The organism is Streptomyces sp. NPDC127190 (assembly GCF_042672505.1).
In the GTDB taxonomy this organism is placed as follows: domain Bacteria; phylum Actinomycetota; class Actinomycetes; order Streptomycetales; family Streptomycetaceae; genus Streptomyces.
Genome location: NZ_JBHXVE010000008.1, coordinates 278,536 through 295,160 on the forward strand (window position 1 = coordinate 278,536; position 16,625 = coordinate 295,160).

Consider the following 16,625-nt stretch of genomic DNA (forward strand, 5'->3'; position numbering starts at 1 on the left):
GGTGGGGGGGCTGGTTGTTGGGGCTACTCGTCCGCCCCACCGGCTTCGTGAAGTCTGCGCGGGGTACCAGGCTGTACTGCAGGATTTCGATGGACCCCAGGGGTGGCTGCCGCCGCGTACAGGGCCGCGTCCAGGGACTCGATGTCGAGGACGTCGCGGTGAAGATGCCGTCGCCGGCCAGCTCGGCGGTCAGCCCGTCCAGCTTCCCGGCGCTGAGGGAGGTGAGGGCGAGGGGGTGTCCGGCGGTTCCGAAGCGGCGGTCGGTGGCGAGCCCCAGGCCGGCGCCGACGAGGGCGAAGGTCGTCATGGTGAGTCCTTGTCGATGGAGGGGCTTCGCTCGGGCTTGGGAAGGACCTTGCCTGCACGGCGCTCGGATCGCCGCGCGCACTGCTCTATGCCGAGCCCCACATGCCAGGGCAGGAGCGAAATGCGGAGACAGGCATCCAGGGAGGGAGACATCCCGGGTGGAAACCCTCCCTCCTTCCTCTGATGCGTTCGGTGTCACGCTGAGCGGCATGACCGGCAATGTTCCCCTACAACGAGCTGGGAGAATTTCTCAAGAAACGTCGCGCCGAGCTGAGCACGCGCACTGTGGGCCTGCCCGACAACGGCGGCCCCCGCCGGGTCGCCGGGCTGCGCCGCGAAGAGGTCGCCCAGCACGCCAGCATCAGCACCGGCTACTACACGCATCTCGAACAGGGCCGTATGCAGGCGTCCGCGCCCGTGCTGGACGCGCTCGCCCGGATGCTCCGTCTCGACGACGAACGGGGCTTTCTCTTCCAGCTCGTCGGCAAGACCACCACCCACACCGGCAGGAGGCGGCGGCAGAAGATCCAGCCGCAGTTGCAGCGCGTGCTGGACGGCGGGCGCGCGGGGTCAAACCCCGGGCACCGTGCCCGCCGGCTGCTCTTCCACGCGTTCCCGCGCGGCACCGTAGGACCGGGAGATGCCGCTGCCCAACGCATGGACACCGGCCACATCACGGGCCGCCATCCCGGCGATCTTCTCGACCACACCCTCGGCGATGGTGGTTTGACCCCGCGCGCCCGGGTCGCCGCGCTTCACGCCGGCGTTCTTCCTGGTCCCCTCGCCCATGGACTCTGCTCCGGATGCCTCGGGGCGGTTCTGCTGTCCGCTCTCGGTCATGGCCGGTCGTCCCTTTCCCAGAAGAGGTGACAGCCGCCCGCTTTTCCACCTCAGGTCCGTTTGGCTGGCACTGCTCCAGGGATACGGCAGACGTGGGACCGCCCCACCGAACAGGTGGCATGAGCAGCCGCAACAGGGTGGTTCCGGCAGTCTGGGCACAGCAGGTCAGTGGAAGAACGCGGTAAGAGAAGGGGTGAGAACCGATGACGGATGACGGATGGCCCCAGGCCGTACGGCAGCAACTCGGCCTGGGCCGACTACTGCCGCTCGGCGGGCCGGAGGACGGGTCCTGGATCACCGAACGAGCCGCTGGCGGGGTACTGAGCCGCGCAGCCTCCGGAGTATCCGGGATTCGGCCGGGCACGCTGCGGATTCGCCTGGCCGACCCGGAAGCAGCGCCGGAGCCAAGTGTCCCGGCGCCCCGGACTGCACTGCCGCCCGGACCGCTGCGGATCGAGGCGGATTTCTCGGCGCAGGCGCGGCAGCCCCTGCCCCAGGTCGCGGAGCAGCTGCGGCATACGCTGTTCGCAGCGGCTGTTGAACGTCTCGGGCTGGTAGTGGCCGAGGTCAATCTGCATGTGACGGACCTGCTGGAGGTGCCGCGGTCGGCGCAGCAGCCGACCGCGGCCGAAGCCTGCGAAAGTGCAGCGGGAGAAACCAGTGCCTCGCACGTCGCGGTCACTAAGCCCGAGCACCCGTCGCCCGGGCCGGTGCCTGTGCGGGACCCGGCAGCGGAGCTGGCCACCGTTGCCATGGCTGTCCCCGGTGTGACCCGCCTCGCCCCCGTTCCAGGAGTGCCCGGGCCCGTGGCCAGGGGAGGTCTTGCGTGCCCCGTCCGGATCGAGGACAGCGACGAGCCCCCAGGCAGACACCTCCAGATCCATCTGGCGGTCGCCGAGACTCATCGCGCCCTTGATGTCTCCCTCGCCGTCCGGGCGGCGGTGGCCGCGGCAGCGGAAGGGGACGCCCCCGGTCCGGTGACCGTCGCCGTCCTGGTGACAGCGGTGGAGCCGGGTCAGGCCGTGCCGACATGATCTACAGGATGAACACGGAAACCGCGTCTCAACCGGCACCACACCCCTCCCAATCACGTGGGCAAGGATCCGGACGTCGAAGTGGGCGCGTTGGGGTGGAGACAGGCCCAGGCCGTCGAACGCGAAGGCTTCGCACTTTTGTGACGAAACGTCAGGCAAGGCTTTTACCCGATGCCGTTGCTGGAGGGCTTCGCGCTGAAGGTCGCCAGCATCATGGGCCTCAAGCGGCAGCCAGCACGTGGGGGCTGTCGAGGGAGCGCTGCTCGCCGCGCACCTGATCGGTTACGCGGACCTGCTGTCATCGGCGATGCCGGTGGGTGTCGCCGCGGTCTTCGCGCTGCTGCATCACGCGCTGTTCGGGCTGCACCTGGGCTGCTCCTTCGCGCCGAACCACAAGGGTATGCCGATGCCTGAGGCGGACGGCGAACGGCGGGGGCATCTACGCTGCCAGGTGCTGACCTCGCGCAATGTGCGGGGCGGACGGGTGACCGACTGGTCCCTGGGCGGTCTGAACTACCTGGTGGAGCATCACCTCTTTCCGAGCATGCCGCGCCACAGCCTGCGCCTGACCCGGCCTGTGGTGCGCGAGCGCTGCCACCGACGCGGCGTGCCGTACACCGAGGCGGGCCTGATCGACTCCAATGTCCGCGCTGCGGCATACGCACGCGGTCGGCGCTCCGCTGCGGGCAACTCGATAAGCGACGGCCGACTGCGCCACGGCGTGGCCTTTTGCGCAGTCGGCCGGCGGAGGGTCAGGTGCTGAGCAGGCGGTCGAAGAAGGACCGGTACTGCTGCAGGGCTTTGCGCAGGTCCTCGGTGGCGACCTCCTCGCCGCGGTGCCATTGACCTTCCAACCCGTGCTTGTGGTCGGCGAATGTGGTGGCGAGCAGCTGCATCACCTCGGCGACGAGCGCGTCTGCCGCACGCACCGACTGCTGCGGGTCATCGACGAATCCCTGCTGGATCTCCTGCCACCTGGTCCGGAGGTCCTCTGTCTCCTGGGGTCCGAGAAGCGGGGCGGTATCGGGCTTCTGCGCGGACGCGTCGTGTCCGCCGGCTGCGGCGTCCGGCTCCCCTTCGGCCGCGTCCGTGATTCTGGTCCTGGGCGCAGCCCGGTCGGCTGCGGGGGCTGCCGTCAGGTCATCGTCGGGGGGTTGTTGCGGTGCATCTGTCCGGGGCCGGGCGATGTCCTCGGTGGACAGACCCTCTTGGCCGGGCTCGGCATACTCGTCGCGCCCGAATGGTCCTTCTCTCTGCATGTCCCTTCACCTCCATGCGGTGGTCACGCTCCCGGCTGCTGGGCACTATCGGCGTTCCTTGTCCGACGAAGCGGTGCCGCCGTCGTGCAGCAGTTCCTCGAACAACGCCCGGTAGTGGACCATCGCGCTCCGCAGTTCTTCGGTTGACGTGCCCCTGCTGCCGGCGCGCTCGTTGATCTCGTGGGCGATGCGGTAGTGCTGCAGCGTTTGGGCGTGTTCGACCGAGAGATCCCGCTCTTGTTGCTCGTAACCCTCGGTCGGGTAGCCCCGCTCGCTCATGAGCGTGGTCACGAGCCGGTCCGCCTCGCCCACGGCCTGGTCGGGACGGTCGACGAAGTGTTCCTGCACGCTGGTCCAGTCCCGGGCGTACCGGTCCCGCACCGTCGAGGGCAGTGGCCTGATCTCCAGCGTTTCATGCCGCTCCTCCCTCGCCCTCAGGTCGCGGTCGGCCGCGCCACGGCTGTGCTTCGCCTGGACCGTGCGCTCGTATTCCGGCCCGAAACGTTCCCGCAGCCGCTGGCGCCGGATCGTGGTCCGCAGGACCAGCGCGACCACGGCCAGGATGACCACGACAGCCACGATGATGACGATGGTCGACATCGCATCCTCCACTCCTTACAGCCCACGACCGGCAGCCATGTTTCAGAAACGACTGAGCCGCATGCAGCTCGGCGCGCCCCGCACGACAGGCTTCAACGGCCACCGGTGACGTACTGCCCAGGCACGCGGTGCGCCGCACTCTCATCGGGACTTCCCCACACGATCTTGATCTCACGGGTGAGCACGCAACGACGCGTGCCACACACGGCCGTCGTTACATCGCCGGCCATCGGCTCTACACGCGCGGGACTTCATCGCCGTGCGGGTGTCGAGGCCCTCTACCAGTAGTGCCGTCGCCCGCGGACCCCATGCCCAACAGCGCCCAGGAGCAACAAGATCAGTCCAATGACGAGCAGGATGATCCCGATGGTCCACAGAATGGCGATCTTGGCCAGGAACCCGATGACGAGCAGAATGACTCCCAGGGCGATCACGGTGTCCTCCGATCTCGCACAATGCTCTCCCTCCCACTGTGGCGCTCACCTGCCCCCCACGGCAACCGCTTCCAAATCCCGCTGACCTCCTGATGTTTCAGGCCGTCCGGGCGAGATGCCTTCGCTGTGTCGGTCGCCGGTCTCCGGGGTGGAACCGGGTGGATGGGTGGGGTGTTCTTGGCCGGAGGCCGGGGTGCAAGCTGATCACGGGGATCGAAATCATTCCCGTTTTGTCGTGATCGCCAAGGTCGCGGCGGAGCCGTCGGGCCGGGCGGTCCGCAGCGGCGTTCGCCGAGACCATGTGGCATTTTGGAATGCCATCCGAGGAGGTGCTGACCGGCAGTGGGGAGCAGTGCGCTGGCCGGTTTACCAGGCTCGCCCCGGCTGGGGTGCTCTTCGAGCGGCAATACCGCGCTGACTCACCAAGCCCTCGCTCGCCTACGGCCACCTGGAAGATCGAGCGCTGTCGCGGTCGATGGTCTCCAGGAAGTGAGCCGCCAGTCCCCGGGGAATCCTGCCGTTCCTGCCGCGGTGGCTTCGTGGACGGTGCGGTTCTACCGTGGGAGTAGCAGGTAGATCCTTGGAGAGGGTCATGATCGCCATTCTCGGACTCATCGTCTTGATCGCCGCGATAGTCGTCGGCGTGGCCGGTGTTCTCACCAACAGCGGCAGCGGGCATGAACTCACCGGCGGGTTCTCGGTATTCGGCCACGGCATGACCGGCTCCACCGGCACGCTGTTCTTGTACGGCATCGTCGTCGGAGCGGCGGCCCTGTTCGGGCTGAGCCTGCTCTTGACCGGTGCACGCCGCCGAGCTTCTCGCCGGGGCAGGGCATCGCGCCGCGGAGGCAGCCAGTCGCGCCGCGAGACGACCTTTGCCGGGAGGGGCCGCGACGACCGGGGCGACCAACGCGAGCCCGCCCGCGCGGAGAACGCGAACGCGCAGGGGGACTCACCCCACGGTGATCGCGCTCCCGCCCCGGACGGCGGTCGTCGGAGCAGGCTGCACTTGTTCGGGCACTGATCCGCCCCCCGGTAGACCGCCCCCACGCGCAGCTCGGTGGCCGACCTAGCAACATGGATCTTCCTGCCACCGAACCCCAGCAGACTACTCACCCAGGCTGGTATCCATGAGTATCTCGAAGAAGATCGCGCACAAAGCCGAAGCAATGAAAGGCGGCGCCAAGAAGACGACCGGCCGCGCCACCGGCAGTCGGCGCCTGCAGGCCGAAGGCCGCGGAGACCAAGCCAAGGGCAACATCAAGCAGGCCGGGGCGAAGATCAAGGACATCTTCAAGCACTGACCACTCCACCCCGGCCCGGCGAAGTACGGGTCGACGGTTCCAGCCGGGCCCGGCGAAGGTAGGGGGCGACGGTTCCAGTAGGGGCCGTTCCGCCAGGGGTGGACGCCGTGCAGAGCGGGGACTTTTGCTGTCTGCGGGGAGCTTTGGTGTCCGCCAGTGGGTGGGTGATCGTTTCCGCCGCCGGGGAGATCAAGGTACCGCCGCCACGTGCTGCTTCTCCCGCCGTGGGTTCGCTGAGAGCAGGTGTTCACCATGGATTGGCTGACAAGGCTTCCTGGCATCGCACGGCTGATGCGTACGCACGTGTGGCGGGCGTACGAGCGGCTGGCCAAGACCCACTGGGCCCGGCTCGCCGCCGCCATCACCTACATCAGTTTCGTCGCGCTCTTTCCACTGATCACTGCGGGCGCGGCGATCGGCGCCAAGCTGCTGAGCAAGGACCAGCTCAGCAAGCTCCAGGACAAGATCGCCGGCCAGGCGCCGGGTCTCTCCAACCTGCTGAACCTGAACAGCCTCGTCGCGCACGCCGGAACCGTCGGGCTCATCGCAGGCGCGCTGCTGCTCGTGATCGGCATCAACTGGGTCGGCGCCCTTCGCGGCTGCCTGCGTGCGGTCTGGGAAAAGGAGCAGGACCCGGGGAATCCGATCCTGCTCAGACTCAAGGACACCGGGGTACTGGTCGGTCTCGGCGTGGTCGGGCTGGTAGCGATGGGCAGTTCGGTGTTCGCGAACAGCGCGGTCGGCTGGGCCGCCGACAAGGTCGGGATCGAGGGCAGCGCGGGACGGGTGCTGCTGTACTTCGCCGGCCTGGCCATCGCCCTGCTCGTCGACTTCCTGCTCCTGGTCTACCTGCTCACCCGGCTGCCGCGAGTGCATCCCGGGCGACGTGCGGTCGTGGTCGCCGGGCTGATCGGTGCGGTCGGCTTCGAACTGCTCAAGCTGCTGCTGACCGGCTATTTCCAGGGCGTCGCAGGGAAGAGCATGTACGGCGCCTTCGCCGTCCCGGTCGCCGTCGTGCTGTGGATCAACCTCATGGCCAGGCTGCTGCTGTACTGCGCCGCTTGGACGGCGACGGGCACAGCAGCGGAGTCCAGCGAAGCAGACGCAGGTGAGGGCCCGGTTCCCGGGACCAGACCCGCAGTGACCGACGAGCCCCAGCGGGCAGCGGAAGGCGCCGGTCCACCAACAACACCGCGCAGGCCCTTATGCCGAGCGGTCCCCGACCCGCCCCGGCGGTGAGTGCCCGCCGACACCCACTGAAGGGGATTGGGCTCCCGCCAGTTCCTGCTTCATCCCCACGACGAGGGCGCGCCAACAATCCGCCGCAACAGCCACACTGGGGCAGCCTGCCGAAGGGCCAGGGGTAGACGGGCCGCCGACGACGAGTCGGTGACCGTGTTCACGGAGTGTCGCAATACTCGTGACTCACATTGAGTCCGAGCAGGTTGACACCTTCCGGTTCACCCGATCGGCCCCTTTCCGATGGTCCGATCAGGTGTTGCGGAGTTGCATGGACGAGCGGGGTGGGGTCCGGCCAGCAGCGCGCTACCCGGCTCGCCCCAGACGAAGCGACCCACGGCCCGCCGGGGTCTCAACCAGGGGAGAGGCCGATGTACGAGATGATCGCCGACCCTGCAACGACCGGTGCCGGGGTCATGTGGCACCTCAGGGCCAAGAGCGATGCCCGCACCACACTGTGCGGACAGGAGGTCGCACAAACCGTGCGTGCCAGACCCGTCCTCGATGACACGCCGGCCGAACGCTACTGCTCGCCGTGCATGGCCGTCGTCCACGCGAGAATGCGGTCTGATGCACCCTGATCAGGCGCACGCCTCACCGGCGCCGGGCGTCCGGGCGTCCGGGCGTGAGCAGCTCCGGGCTCCGAGGTCCCGTCTCATCCTCGCCGTTTCAGGGCACGTGCCACGCGCGGGAGTTCCTCGTGCAGCAGCCGGCCTACCAGGGCACCGCCGAAGACGACGACGCCCACACCGACTAGCCAGGACTGGATGACCAGGACGGTTCCGACGGGGCCGTAGGTGACGGCGTTGGACACGATCAGCGGCGAGTAGACGAGCCGGGAGAAGACCCTGAGACCGAGCAGCCCGACCATGGTGGCCACCGCGCCGGGCAACAGAGCGCGCCAGCGAACCCGCCCGCCCAGCAGTATCCGCTGCGACCACCAGAAGAACAGGACGGCGCTCAGCGATGCAACGAACGCGCCGGCCAGGGATTCAGGTCGCAGCGTGGTGGTGGCGGAAGCGAAGAGATAGCCGATGAGTACGCCGAGCCACACCACATGGCGCCACCTGGCCCACCAGCGGGCCGGGGGCAGATCCCAGACCTTCTCATAGCCGGACTGCACCGCTACCCCGAAGGCCAGGCCGAAAGCGGCGAGGACGGCGATTCCGAACGCGGTCGTGGTCCGCAGAGCCTGACCGGGACGAATGAACAACTGCTCCACATGTTCCCTGGAGGTCGTCGACACGCCGAGTCCTTCCCCCAGCCACTGCGCGAATCCCCGCCCATGCTTTGGATCGGCCGAAGAGACAATGATCAGCAGCGGCACCAGCGTGAGGAACCCCAGCGCCGCGAAGCCCAGCGAACGCTGCCCCAAGCCCAGGTCGCTGCTCCGCCGCCATCCACGTCCAATTGGTGAATGGCTGATCACGCGGCCCAGCCATTCGAACAGAGAGGAACGGCCCGCAGCACCCGGGGTCTTCATCGGCATGCCTGTCGACTACCACGGTCGACCCCGGTGCCCCGCGAGGGCGCGACGCAGCTGCCCGAACGGCTCAGGACGAGGCCCCGATCCAGGAAGCCGGTATCCGTGAGTGCGCAACCACAACATCGTGGATCCCAGGGGCCACAACATCGCCAAACGGCCCGTGATGATCATGCTCTTCGCCGCGATCACCGCCCTGCTGTACTGGGCGGCACCCAACGTCAAACGCACGTTCCGGTGGATCAGCCCGGCAGCCTCATGGCCATCGTCCTCTGGTTCATCGCCTCCGCCGCGTTCGCCTTCTACGCGGCGCACTTGAGCAGCTACCACAAGACCTACGGCGAATTGGCCGCGATCATCATCTTCCTGGTCTGGATGTGGATCTCCAACCTTGCCATCCTGCTCGGCCTGGAATTCAACGCCGAACTCGAACGCGCCCGGGCCATCGACAGCGGCCACCCGTCCGGGGAGACGTCCTGCGTCGAGAGCCCCGCGACACCCGCAAACTCTGGCAAGCACCCCTGGCCGGTGTGCCGGTCTCAGGGATGTGGGTACCCGGCTGCCGCCTCGCTTCCGGCACACCGACGGACGCGGCCCATCAGCCGGGAAGGACACACCGACAGCATGACCACGCATACCCCGCCCCGTCGCCCGCCTCCCCCCGCAGGCGGCAGTGATTTCGCCCGCCTGTCAAGGAAGATCACCGAGGCCGGCCTGATGAACCGGCGCCCCGGCTACTACACCGTCCGGTCCATCGTCGTGGCCGTCGCCTACGCCGGCGGCTGGAGCGCGTTCGTCCTCATCGGCGCCAGCTGGTGGACCCTGGCGCTCGCCGCGTTCCTCGCCGTGATGTTCGGGCAGGTGGCTCTGCTCGCCCACGACGTCGCGCACCGCCAGGTCTTCCGCCGGCGCCGGCCCAGCGAGACGTGCGGCCGCATCGCCGGGGTCGCGATCGGCATGGGCTACGGATGGTGGCAGGACAAACACACCCGCCACCACGCCAACCCCAACCACGAGGGCCTCGACCCCGACATCGCCCCCGACCTGCTCGTGTGGTCCCAGGACCAGGCCCGCGCCGCGACCGGACTGCCGAGGCTCCTCGGCCGCCGGCAGGCGTTCCTCTTCTTTCCCCTGCTCCTACTCGAAGGGGTCAACCTTCATGTCTCCAGCGCGCGAGCATTGCGCAACCGCGCCCTGAAGAACCGCGCCCTGGACGGCACGCTGCTCTACGGGCACATCGCCGCCTACCTGACCGCAGTGTTCCTCGTCCTCCCACCAGGCATGGCCATGGCGTTCCTGGCCGTCAACCAGGGCCTGTTCGGCATCTACCTCGGCTGCCTCTTCGCCCCCAACCACAAAGGCATGCCGATCCTCACCGGCAACGACGGCCCCGACTTCCTGCGCCGACAAGTCCTCACCGCACGCAACGTACGCGGCAGCTGGTTCACGGACCTCGCCCTGGGCGGACTGAACCACCAGATCGAGCACCACTTGTTCCCCAGCATGCCCAGCCCCCACCTGCGCAAGGCCCGGTCCATCGTCCGCCACTACTGCCAGGACCTGGGCGTGGACTACCTGGAAACCGGACTGATCACCTCCTACCGGCAAGCACTCGCCAGCCTCCACCGAGCAGGAGCGCCACTGCGGCGAGCCCGTGTCAGCACCGCCCGGGTGTGACGCTCATCTGACCCGCTGCCGCTGAGGACCGCGTCAGCTACAACCCCCACCGAAACCACGATCTGAAACAGAACACGACTCACGTGGCGAAACCAGACCTCAAGGCCAGGACACTAGGAGCCACACTTCAGGCGGGGGTCGGGGTTACCTTCATGGACTCCAGCGGCATCAACCTCTTCATCGCCGCCCACCGCGCTACGACCGAAGCAGGCGGCTGGCTGCGACTGGCCGCACCCACTGCATCAGTGATGCGCACCCTGCAGATCGTCGGCGTCGACACCGTCATCGACTGCCACGCACCCCTCCGCCAAGCCCTCACCAACTGACCTTCGGCCTTTCCAGACCGCCCCTGGCCCAGTTCCGTCGAGTACGGATCGGAGCGTTGCACTGCAAGCTGGTGATGCTGGGGCAGGACTCGGACCAGGACAACGAGAGGCATCTGCCGGAGGTGGTCAGATTGATCAGTCCGCCCCCCTTGCGGCGGGCTCGGTCACTGCAGCCTCCCGGCCGGTCCAAGGCGCGAGGTTTGGCAGTCTTTGCAGCGTGACGGGAGGTCGATGACATGCCCGATGACGAGCACGTGACGGGTGACGGTGCGCTGCCGCACGCGTCGGGTGCCTCCTCTCAGATCCCCGGAGGTTTCCGCTCGAACCTGACGCGAGGTGACGACGTCGTCGACGTGGCGACCTGGGCGGGCTCTATTCCGGCGGCCGGCGGGGTCGCTCCGCGGGTGCGCTTGGGCAGCAGGTGGTTCAACCTGCTGTGGCTGCTCCCGATCGGCTTCGTGGGTTTGCTGGGGTGCGTCGCCGCGGCGAAGGGACTGCGGGGCATGCCGTCGGTGCAGCGGTTCATCGCCGAGTATCCCGGCACCGATCCGCGCGCGGACCGCGACGGCGCCTACCTGGGCGTTCCGTCATGGGCACGGTGGTCGCACTTTTTCAACCTGTTCTTCATGCTGTTCACCCTGCGGTCGGGCCTGCAGATCCTGGCCGATCACCCGCGCCTGTACTGGACCCGGCACAGCACCCCGGGGCGGGAATGGTTCCGGATGCAAGAGCCCGTCTCCGCTGACCCGCTGTGGACCGCGAAGCAGGACTCGATCGGCCTGCCCCGCGGGGTCGGCCTCCCCGGGATCCGGCACTCGATCGGTCTGGCCCGGTGGTGGCACCTGGGGGTGAACACGCTGTGGCTGCTCAACGGTCTCGTCTTCTACGTGCTGCTGTTCGTCACCCCGCAGTGGAAGCGCCTGGTCCCCACCAGCTGGAGCGTCTTCCCCAACGCCGCTTCTGTGGCCATCCAGTACTTGTCGCTCAACTGGCCGCGGGAGAACGGCTGGGTGGCGTACAACGGGCTCCAACTGCTCGCCTACTTCGTCACGGTCTTCGTCGCGGCACCCCTTGCGTTGATCACCGGGCTGGGTATGTCACCGGCGCTGTCGACCCGTTTCAAGCGGCTCAGCCGGGTGCTGAGCATCCAGACCGCCCGGTCCATGCACTTCCTGGTCTTCACCTGGTTCGTGCTGTTCATCGTGATCCACGCGAGCCTGGTCTTCACCACCGGCTTGCTCACCAACCTCAACCACATCGGCAGCGGCCGCAACGACAGCAGCTGGCTCGGCTTGTGGATCTTCCTCGGCTGGATGGCGGTGGTCGTCGCCGCCTGGGTCGCGGCCACACCGCTGACCCTGCGCCATCCCCGGGTCGTGCAGCGCCTCGGGTACGCCATCATCGGTGAGGCTCAGCGCCTGTTCGAACACGTCGATGTCTCCCCCGGCGAGTACACCGAGAAAGACATCTCCCCCTACTTCTGGCACAACGGCCGCTACCCCGACTCTGCCGAGTACAAGGCCCTGCAGGCAGGAGGTTTCGCCGACTACCGGCTACGCATCGGCGGCCTGGTCGCCCACCTGGCCGAGCTGTCCCTCGACGACCTGAGGAAACTGCCCGGGCACGAGCAGATCACCCAGCACTTCTGCATCCAGGGCTGGTCCGGTGTCGCCAAATGGGGCGGCGTGTCGATGGCCACGATCCTCGACCTGGTCACGCCCGACCCGCACGCCAAATGGGTGGTGTTCTACTCCCTGGGAGAAGGCTCCGACGGCGGCACCTACTACGACGCCCACCCCATCGACCACATGCGCGGCAAGCTCGCCATGCTCGCCTACGACATGAACGACCAACCGCTGTCATTCGGCCACGGCGCGCCGCTACGGCTGCGCAACGAGCTCGAACTCGGCTTCAAACAAGTCAAATGGATCAAGGAGATCGAGTTCGTCGCCGACTTCTCCGACATCGGCAGCGGCTTTGGCGGGTACAACCAGGACCACGAATTCTTCGGCTACCGGCAGTCCCTGTAACGTCCGGACACTCGGTCTGGCGCGTGAGACCGTCGGCGGGGGCGAGCAGGCCGTCGGCGAGGCGCGCTGGTCCGCTGCGGGCTGCGGCCCGCAGGCGCCGAGCAGGTCCGGACCGGCCTGAGCGGGACTCTCCCGCTCCGGGGAGTCGGCGGTCTCTAGCCACAAGCAGCTGTTGCTGGGATTTCGGTAACTGTGGGTGGCTGTATGTTCACTCGTTGATGATCGATGAACTTGAGGTGGAAGCCGGTCCGTTGGCGCGGTGGCAGGTGCATTGGTGCGACCCGCGGCGGGAGGTGTCGTGGTACGCGGCCGATCCGGTGCTGGCGGGCCTGCCGACGCTGGCGGAGTGGGCGCACGCGCACGGTACGCAGATGGGACAGCCGGTGCTGCTGCGGGCCGATGGTTGGTCGGTGCCGGAGGTCAACGGGTTCTTCACCTCGGCGCGGATGCGCAACGCGAGCACGGGCACGCGGAGGAAGTACGCCTTCGCGGTAGCCGTCTGGCTAGGATTCCTTGATGCGGCGGGCCGGGCCTGGCACGACGCGAACGCAGAGGACGTCGCCGGGTTCAAGTTCTGGCGGATGACCGACGAGGCCAACGTCCGGCGCGTGGCCGGCGGGACGGTGCTGGACGACCTGATCGCGATCAGCGCGTTCTACCGCTGGGCCGAGTTCCGGTTCGGAGTGAGCGATCCGGTGGCCCGACGGCAGGTTCCCGGCCCTGACCCGGGCACGAGCACGGAGTCGTTCGAGGCTGGCCCGCACCTCGTACGCAGCAAGGACGTGAAGTGGCTGGACCCGGCCGGCTACGCCCGCTGGGTCGATGTCGGGCTGCGCGGACTGGACCTGCGAGGCCGGGAGATCGACGGGTGGCGCGGGCGCAACAGCCAGCGCGACTGCGCGTTCGTCGACGGGCTCTACGGCACCGGGCTGCGGCTGAGTGAGTGGGCCAGCGTCCTGCGCCTGGACCTGCCCGCCGACGACGAGACCCGCACCTACTACACCTGCCGGCTGGCGGAGGCATGCGCCAAGGGTGGACGTGGGCGCCGGTTCTGGATGCCGCGCAGCGTGCTGGTCGACCTCCTGGCCTACGAGGAGGGCGAACGCGCCGCGGCGGTCCGCCGCGCTCAGCGCGTCGGCCGCTACGAGCGGCTGCCGCAGTTGCTGTTGGTCGAACGCAGGACCCGCAACCGGCGCCTGGAGATGCGCGACACAGGCGGCCGGCGGATGACCGCGTCGCTGGAATCGCTGGACCCCGCCGCCCGCAGGAGGCTGTTCCGCCGGACCACCGCCGGACTGGAACCGCTGGCGGTCTGGCTGAACGAGGACGGCATGCCACGCGATGCGCACGGCTGGCAGCACACCTTCGACACCGGCAACGAGCGTGTCGCGCGCGCCGGGCTCACCTCGTTCGAGGCGAACGCGCACATGATGCGGCACTCGTTCGCGCTGCGCTGGTACTCGGTCGGCCGACTGCTCTACGAGCGGCAGGTCGCGCACCTGAACGCTGAGGAGGTACGCGACTTCCGCGCCCAGTTCGGCGACACCTGGTATCTGGTCAAGACGCTGCTGGGGCACGCCGACGTGACCACCACGATGGATATCTACCTGGAGCCCTTCCGCGACCTCGACGTCTCGCTGCTGATCGAGCACGCTCACGGTTTTGCGCTGTCGGCCCTGATGGCGTCCATGTTCGCCGAGCATCCGCAGGTCCTGTCCGACCCGGTCGCCGGAGAGCCGTCATGACCCGGGCTACTGGGCGCCCGGCTGCGCTGCCGAGACCCGGATACCAAGCGCCGCGACGGTTGTTCCTCGACGACGGGCAGTGCCTGGTCCGCTTCTTCCCGGAGCGCGGCGGCCCGTCGGTCGACTACGACTTCGCCGCCTTCCCCATCGCCCGCGAGCTGGTGGTGTGGCTGGCGACCGCGTTCGCAGGGGCGACCGCCCCGGCCGGGCGGCGCCGGACGACGTCCTCGGCCGCGAGCGCCTTCGGGCTGCTGCGCCGTTTCGCACAGCATCTGGCCTCGCTGAACCGCCCGCCGGCCCATCCGGCGCAGCTTCGAGCTGCCCACCTGGAGAGCTTTCAGATGGCCGGTCTGGGCAGGCCGAACCTGAACCGGGAGCTGCCTACGCTGCGCTCGGTGCTGCGGTTCGCACCCGAGGGCGCCGGGCAGGAGTTCCTGGCGCGGCTGGCCAGCAAGGGCTTGGAGCGCAACTCGACGCCCGCCGCCAGCTACACCACGGCCGAGTTCGACCGCATCACCACCACCGCGCGCTCCCAGCTGCGGCGGGCCGCCGAGCGTATCTTCGCTGGGCGGGAACTGCTGGCCCGCTGGCGGGCCGGACAGATCGACGCCGAAGCGGAGCCGCGAACCTGGCAGCACGGCGAGCTGCTGGATTACGTGGAGCGGCACGGCGACGTCCCGCGCAGGGACACCCGCTGGGGCCGTCAGCCCGACTACTGCGTCCGTCCGTTCGGGGCGGGCCGGCTGATGGCGGACCTGCACCTGACCTTCTCCGAGATCGGCGCGGCCGGCGTGCTGCTGCTCTGCCTGACCGGGCAGAACTACAGCACGATCTCCACAGCCACGGCGACGCACCACCGCGCCGACGGGCACACCGGGACCACCGCGACTGCGGTGGTGGACCTGGTCAAGCCGCGCCGCGGCCGGGACCGCGCACACATGCCGACCGCTTTTTCCGGAAGCGCGCCCGGCGGGCCGGGCGGCAGCCCTCACCGGCAGTTCGACCTGCACACGCCGTTCGGGGTCTACGCGCTGCTGGTCGATCTGGCCGGCCCAGCACGGGCGCACGTCGGAACGGATCTACTCCTGGCCTTCTTCTGCTCCAAGGGCGTGGAGAAGGCTCGCGGGTTTCGCACCGGCCTGCCCAACGCGATCCTGGCCAGCTGGAGCCGTGGCGCGAACCTGCGCGCCGACGCCGTGGGCGAGGACGGTCTTCCGATTCCGCTGGTGGTCGACAGCCGACGGTTGCGGATGAGCTGGCTGGAGCGCCACCAGCAGCCGGTCGCACACACGGAACGGACGCTGGCGAACGAGTATCTGGCCCGCAACCGCGGCAACCTCGCCGAGTACCAGAAGGTCGTCGCGGACGTGCTGGAGGAGCAGCTGGCCGGCGCGAGGGCCGCGCAGGTCATGCGGGTGCTGACGGCCGCCGATGTCGCCGAGGCCCAGCAGAGGCCCGAGGCCGTCGCCAGGCGCCACGGCCTGGACCCGGCCACCCTGAAGAAGCTGTTGGCCGGGGAACTGGACACCGTGCTGGGAGGCTGCACCGACCACCTGGCCAGCCCGCACAGCCCGGCGGGCGAGCCCTGCCGGGCCTCGTTCCTGCTCTGCCTGTCCTGTCCCTGCGCCCGCGCGACTCCGGCGCACCTGCCGGTGCTGATCGCCGTCCAGGACGGACTGGAGGCCCGCAAGCAGGAGATGACGCCTCTGCGCTGGGCCGAACGGTTCGCCGGGCCCGTCGCGCAACTGGCCGACCTGCTCGCCAGCTTCCCCACCACGACGATCGCCACGACCCGCACCGAGATCACCGCCGAGCAGCGCGCCCTGGTCGAGCGGTTCCTGACCCGAGGACTCGACCTGACATGATCCTCCCGGACACCGCCCCGGCCCCATCTGCGCCTGTGCTGCCCGAGCCAGACACACTCGTACTGCTCAACCGGCCGTTGCGCCCCGGAACCGACCCCAGCACCTTGTCGGTATTCGCCGACCAGCGCTGGCGCCTTTCGCCCGCCGTCTTCGAGGGCCACACCACCGCGTTCTCGATCGACTTCAGCCCCATCACCGCACCGTTCCTGCATACGGTCAAGACGCTCACCTGGCTGCTGCTCAACCACACCAGCGCCGGCGTCTCCACCTTCTACTTCCGCCCGCGCACGTTGGCGATCACCACCATCACCTCCACCTTCCGCAACCTCCGGCTGTTCACCGACTGGCTTAACGGACGCGGCCGGACGTGCTTCGGCGAGGTCTCCCTTGTCGGCGTACAAGCGAACGTGCGCCACCTCGTACGGATGAAAGTGCACCATTTTTGATGCGGTGACGGGGCGTCGGCCGTGAGTCTGCTGCTGT

Annotated in this window: 15 protein-coding genes and 5 pseudogenes; 14 read left to right on the top strand and 6 right to left on the bottom strand. The window is 68.6% G+C overall.

Annotated features, from left to right (window positions below; all coding sequences use genetic code 11):
- A pseudogene (locus ACFVIU_RS15780) lies at positions 1–307 on the bottom strand (dehydrogenase); the annotation flags it as partial.
- 208 nt (positions 308–515) lie between these two features.
- On the opposite strand from ACFVIU_RS15780, the pseudogene ACFVIU_RS15785 reads away from it, so the two are divergent.
- Positions 516–861, top strand: a pseudogene (locus ACFVIU_RS15785) (helix-turn-helix domain-containing protein); the annotation flags it as partial.
- Between the two features lie 51 nt (positions 862–912).
- Here the strand turns inward: ACFVIU_RS15785 and ACFVIU_RS15790 are convergent.
- Positions 913–1,146 (bottom strand): annotated as a pseudogene (locus ACFVIU_RS15790) (Asp23/Gls24 family envelope stress response protein); the annotation flags it as partial.
- A gap of 203 nt (positions 1,147–1,349) precedes the next feature.
- Here ACFVIU_RS15790 and ACFVIU_RS15795 point away from each other — a divergent pair.
- Together ACFVIU_RS15795 and ACFVIU_RS15800 are read left to right on the top strand one after the other, a co-directional pair.
- Positions 1,350–2,180: a hypothetical protein gene (locus tag ACFVIU_RS15795; RefSeq protein ID WP_385843007.1), complete on the top strand. Its 831-nt coding sequence runs from the start codon at positions 1,350–1,352 to the stop codon at positions 2,178–2,180.
- Between the two features lie 33 nt (positions 2,181–2,213).
- A pseudogene (locus tag ACFVIU_RS15800) lies at positions 2,214–2,878 on the top strand (fatty acid desaturase family protein); the annotation flags it as partial.
- Positions 2,879–2,932: 54 nt separating this feature from the next.
- Here the strand turns inward: ACFVIU_RS15800 and ACFVIU_RS15805 are convergent.
- From ACFVIU_RS15805 to ACFVIU_RS15815, 3 genes are all read right to left on the bottom strand, one after another.
- Positions 2,933–3,439 (bottom strand): hypothetical protein, encoded by a 507-nt coding sequence (locus ACFVIU_RS15805; RefSeq protein WP_385843008.1) that lies wholly within the window; start codon positions 3,437–3,439, stop codon positions 2,933–2,935.
- A 45-nt stretch (positions 3,440–3,484) separates the two neighbouring features.
- Entirely contained in the window at positions 3,485–4,039 is a 555-nt protein-coding gene (locus tag ACFVIU_RS15810; protein ID WP_093498192.1) for a hypothetical protein, read from the bottom strand.
- Between the two features lie 278 nt (positions 4,040–4,317).
- Positions 4,318–4,473 (bottom strand): DUF6131 family protein, encoded by a 156-nt coding sequence (locus ACFVIU_RS15815; protein ID WP_093498193.1) that lies wholly within the window; start codon positions 4,471–4,473, stop codon positions 4,318–4,320.
- Between the two features lie 592 nt (positions 4,474–5,065).
- Between ACFVIU_RS15815 and ACFVIU_RS15820 the strand changes: the two genes are divergently transcribed.
- The 4 genes from ACFVIU_RS15820 (at position 5,066) to ACFVIU_RS15835 (ending at position 7,597) form a co-directional block, all read left to right on the top strand.
- Positions 5,066–5,497, top strand: coding sequence for a hypothetical protein (locus ACFVIU_RS15820; protein ID WP_385843009.1), 432 nt, complete (start codon positions 5,066–5,068; stop codon positions 5,495–5,497).
- Between the two features lie 106 nt (positions 5,498–5,603).
- On the top strand, positions 5,604–5,777 hold the full coding sequence (locus ACFVIU_RS15825) for a CsbD family protein (protein ID WP_385843011.1): 174 nt from the start codon (positions 5,604–5,606) through the stop codon (positions 5,775–5,777).
- 252 nt (positions 5,778–6,029) lie between these two features.
- Complete coding sequence (locus ACFVIU_RS15830) at positions 6,030–7,016, top strand: YihY/virulence factor BrkB family protein (protein WP_385843012.1); 987 nt, start codon at positions 6,030–6,032, stop codon at positions 7,014–7,016.
- 371 nt (positions 7,017–7,387) lie between these two features.
- The gene (locus ACFVIU_RS15835; protein WP_143063650.1) at positions 7,388–7,597 is read left to right on the top strand and encodes a hypothetical protein; all 210 of its coding nucleotides are present in this window, start codon (positions 7,388–7,390) and stop codon (positions 7,595–7,597) included.
- 74 nt (positions 7,598–7,671) lie between these two features.
- Here the strand turns inward: ACFVIU_RS15835 and ACFVIU_RS15840 are convergent, their stop codons facing one another.
- The gene (locus tag ACFVIU_RS15840) at positions 7,672–8,505 is read right to left on the bottom strand and encodes a YhjD/YihY/BrkB family envelope integrity protein (RefSeq protein ID WP_093498197.1); all 834 of its coding nucleotides are present in this window, start codon (positions 8,503–8,505) and stop codon (positions 7,672–7,674) included.
- A 252-nt stretch (positions 8,506–8,757) separates the two neighbouring features.
- On the opposite strand from ACFVIU_RS15840, the pseudogene ACFVIU_RS15845 reads away from it, so the two are divergent.
- From ACFVIU_RS15845 to ACFVIU_RS15875, 7 genes and pseudogenes are all read left to right on the top strand, one after another.
- A pseudogene (locus tag ACFVIU_RS15845) lies at positions 8,758–8,877 on the top strand (YhjD/YihY/BrkB family envelope integrity protein); the annotation flags it as partial.
- 246 nt (positions 8,878–9,123) lie between these two features.
- A complete protein-coding gene (locus ACFVIU_RS15850) occupies positions 9,124–10,176 on the top strand; it encodes a fatty acid desaturase family protein (RefSeq protein ID WP_385843031.1) in 1,053 nt (350 codons plus the stop codon).
- A 152-nt stretch (positions 10,177–10,328) separates the two neighbouring features.
- A complete protein-coding gene (locus tag ACFVIU_RS15855) occupies positions 10,329–10,502 on the top strand; it encodes an STAS domain-containing protein (RefSeq protein ID WP_256215709.1) in 174 nt (57 codons plus the stop codon).
- A 236-nt stretch (positions 10,503–10,738) separates the two neighbouring features.
- Entirely contained in the window at positions 10,739–12,532 is a 1,794-nt protein-coding gene (locus ACFVIU_RS15860) for a molybdopterin-dependent oxidoreductase (protein WP_385843013.1), read from the top strand.
- Positions 12,533–12,750: 218 nt separating this feature from the next.
- A complete protein-coding gene (locus tag ACFVIU_RS15865; protein ID WP_385843015.1) occupies positions 12,751–14,277 on the top strand; it encodes a site-specific integrase in 1,527 nt (508 codons plus the stop codon).
- Positions 14,278–14,336: 59 nt separating this feature from the next.
- Positions 14,337–16,142, top strand: coding sequence for a hypothetical protein (locus ACFVIU_RS15870; protein WP_385843016.1), 1,806 nt, complete (start codon positions 14,337–14,339; stop codon positions 16,140–16,142).
- The gene (locus ACFVIU_RS15875) at positions 16,139–16,588 is read left to right on the top strand and encodes a hypothetical protein (protein WP_385843017.1); all 450 of its coding nucleotides are present in this window, start codon (positions 16,139–16,141) and stop codon (positions 16,586–16,588) included. The genes ACFVIU_RS15870 and ACFVIU_RS15875 overlap by 4 nt, the downstream gene beginning before the upstream one ends.
- The last annotated feature ends 37 nt before the right edge of the window (positions 16,589–16,625 follow it).

Bases quoted from the DNA above. Each gene is read 5' to 3' on its own strand.
- ACFVIU_RS15805 (WP_385843008.1), bottom strand. From the start codon at position 3,439: ATGCAGAGAGAAGGACCATTCGGGCGCGACGAGTATGCCGAGCCCGGC.
- ACFVIU_RS15850 (WP_385843031.1), top strand. From the start codon at position 9,124: ATGACCACGCATACCCCGCCCCGTCGCCCGCCTCCCCCCGCAGGCGGC.
- ACFVIU_RS15830 (WP_385843012.1), top strand. From the start codon at position 6,030: ATGGATTGGCTGACAAGGCTTCCTGGCATCGCACGGCTGATGCGTACG.
- ACFVIU_RS15840 (WP_093498197.1), bottom strand. From the start codon at position 8,505: ATGCCGATGAAGACCCCGGGTGCTGCGGGCCGTTCCTCTCTGTTCGAA.
- ACFVIU_RS15820 (WP_385843009.1), top strand. From the start codon at position 5,066: ATGATCGCCATTCTCGGACTCATCGTCTTGATCGCCGCGATAGTCGTC.
- ACFVIU_RS15795 (WP_385843007.1), top strand. From the start codon at position 1,350: ATGACGGATGACGGATGGCCCCAGGCCGTACGGCAGCAACTCGGCCTG.
- ACFVIU_RS15875 (WP_385843017.1), top strand. From the start codon at position 16,139: ATGATCCTCCCGGACACCGCCCCGGCCCCATCTGCGCCTGTGCTGCCC.
- ACFVIU_RS15860 (WP_385843013.1), top strand. From the start codon at position 10,739: ATGCCCGATGACGAGCACGTGACGGGTGACGGTGCGCTGCCGCACGCG.
- ACFVIU_RS15825 (WP_385843011.1), top strand. From the start codon at position 5,604: ATGAGTATCTCGAAGAAGATCGCGCACAAAGCCGAAGCAATGAAAGGC.
- ACFVIU_RS15810 (WP_093498192.1), bottom strand. From the start codon at position 4,039: ATGTCGACCATCGTCATCATCGTGGCTGTCGTGGTCATCCTGGCCGTG.
- ACFVIU_RS15865 (WP_385843015.1), top strand. From the start codon at position 12,751: ATGATCGATGAACTTGAGGTGGAAGCCGGTCCGTTGGCGCGGTGGCAG.
- ACFVIU_RS15835 (WP_143063650.1), top strand. From the start codon at position 7,388: ATGTACGAGATGATCGCCGACCCTGCAACGACCGGTGCCGGGGTCATG.
- ACFVIU_RS15855 (WP_256215709.1), top strand. From the start codon at position 10,329: ATGGACTCCAGCGGCATCAACCTCTTCATCGCCGCCCACCGCGCTACG.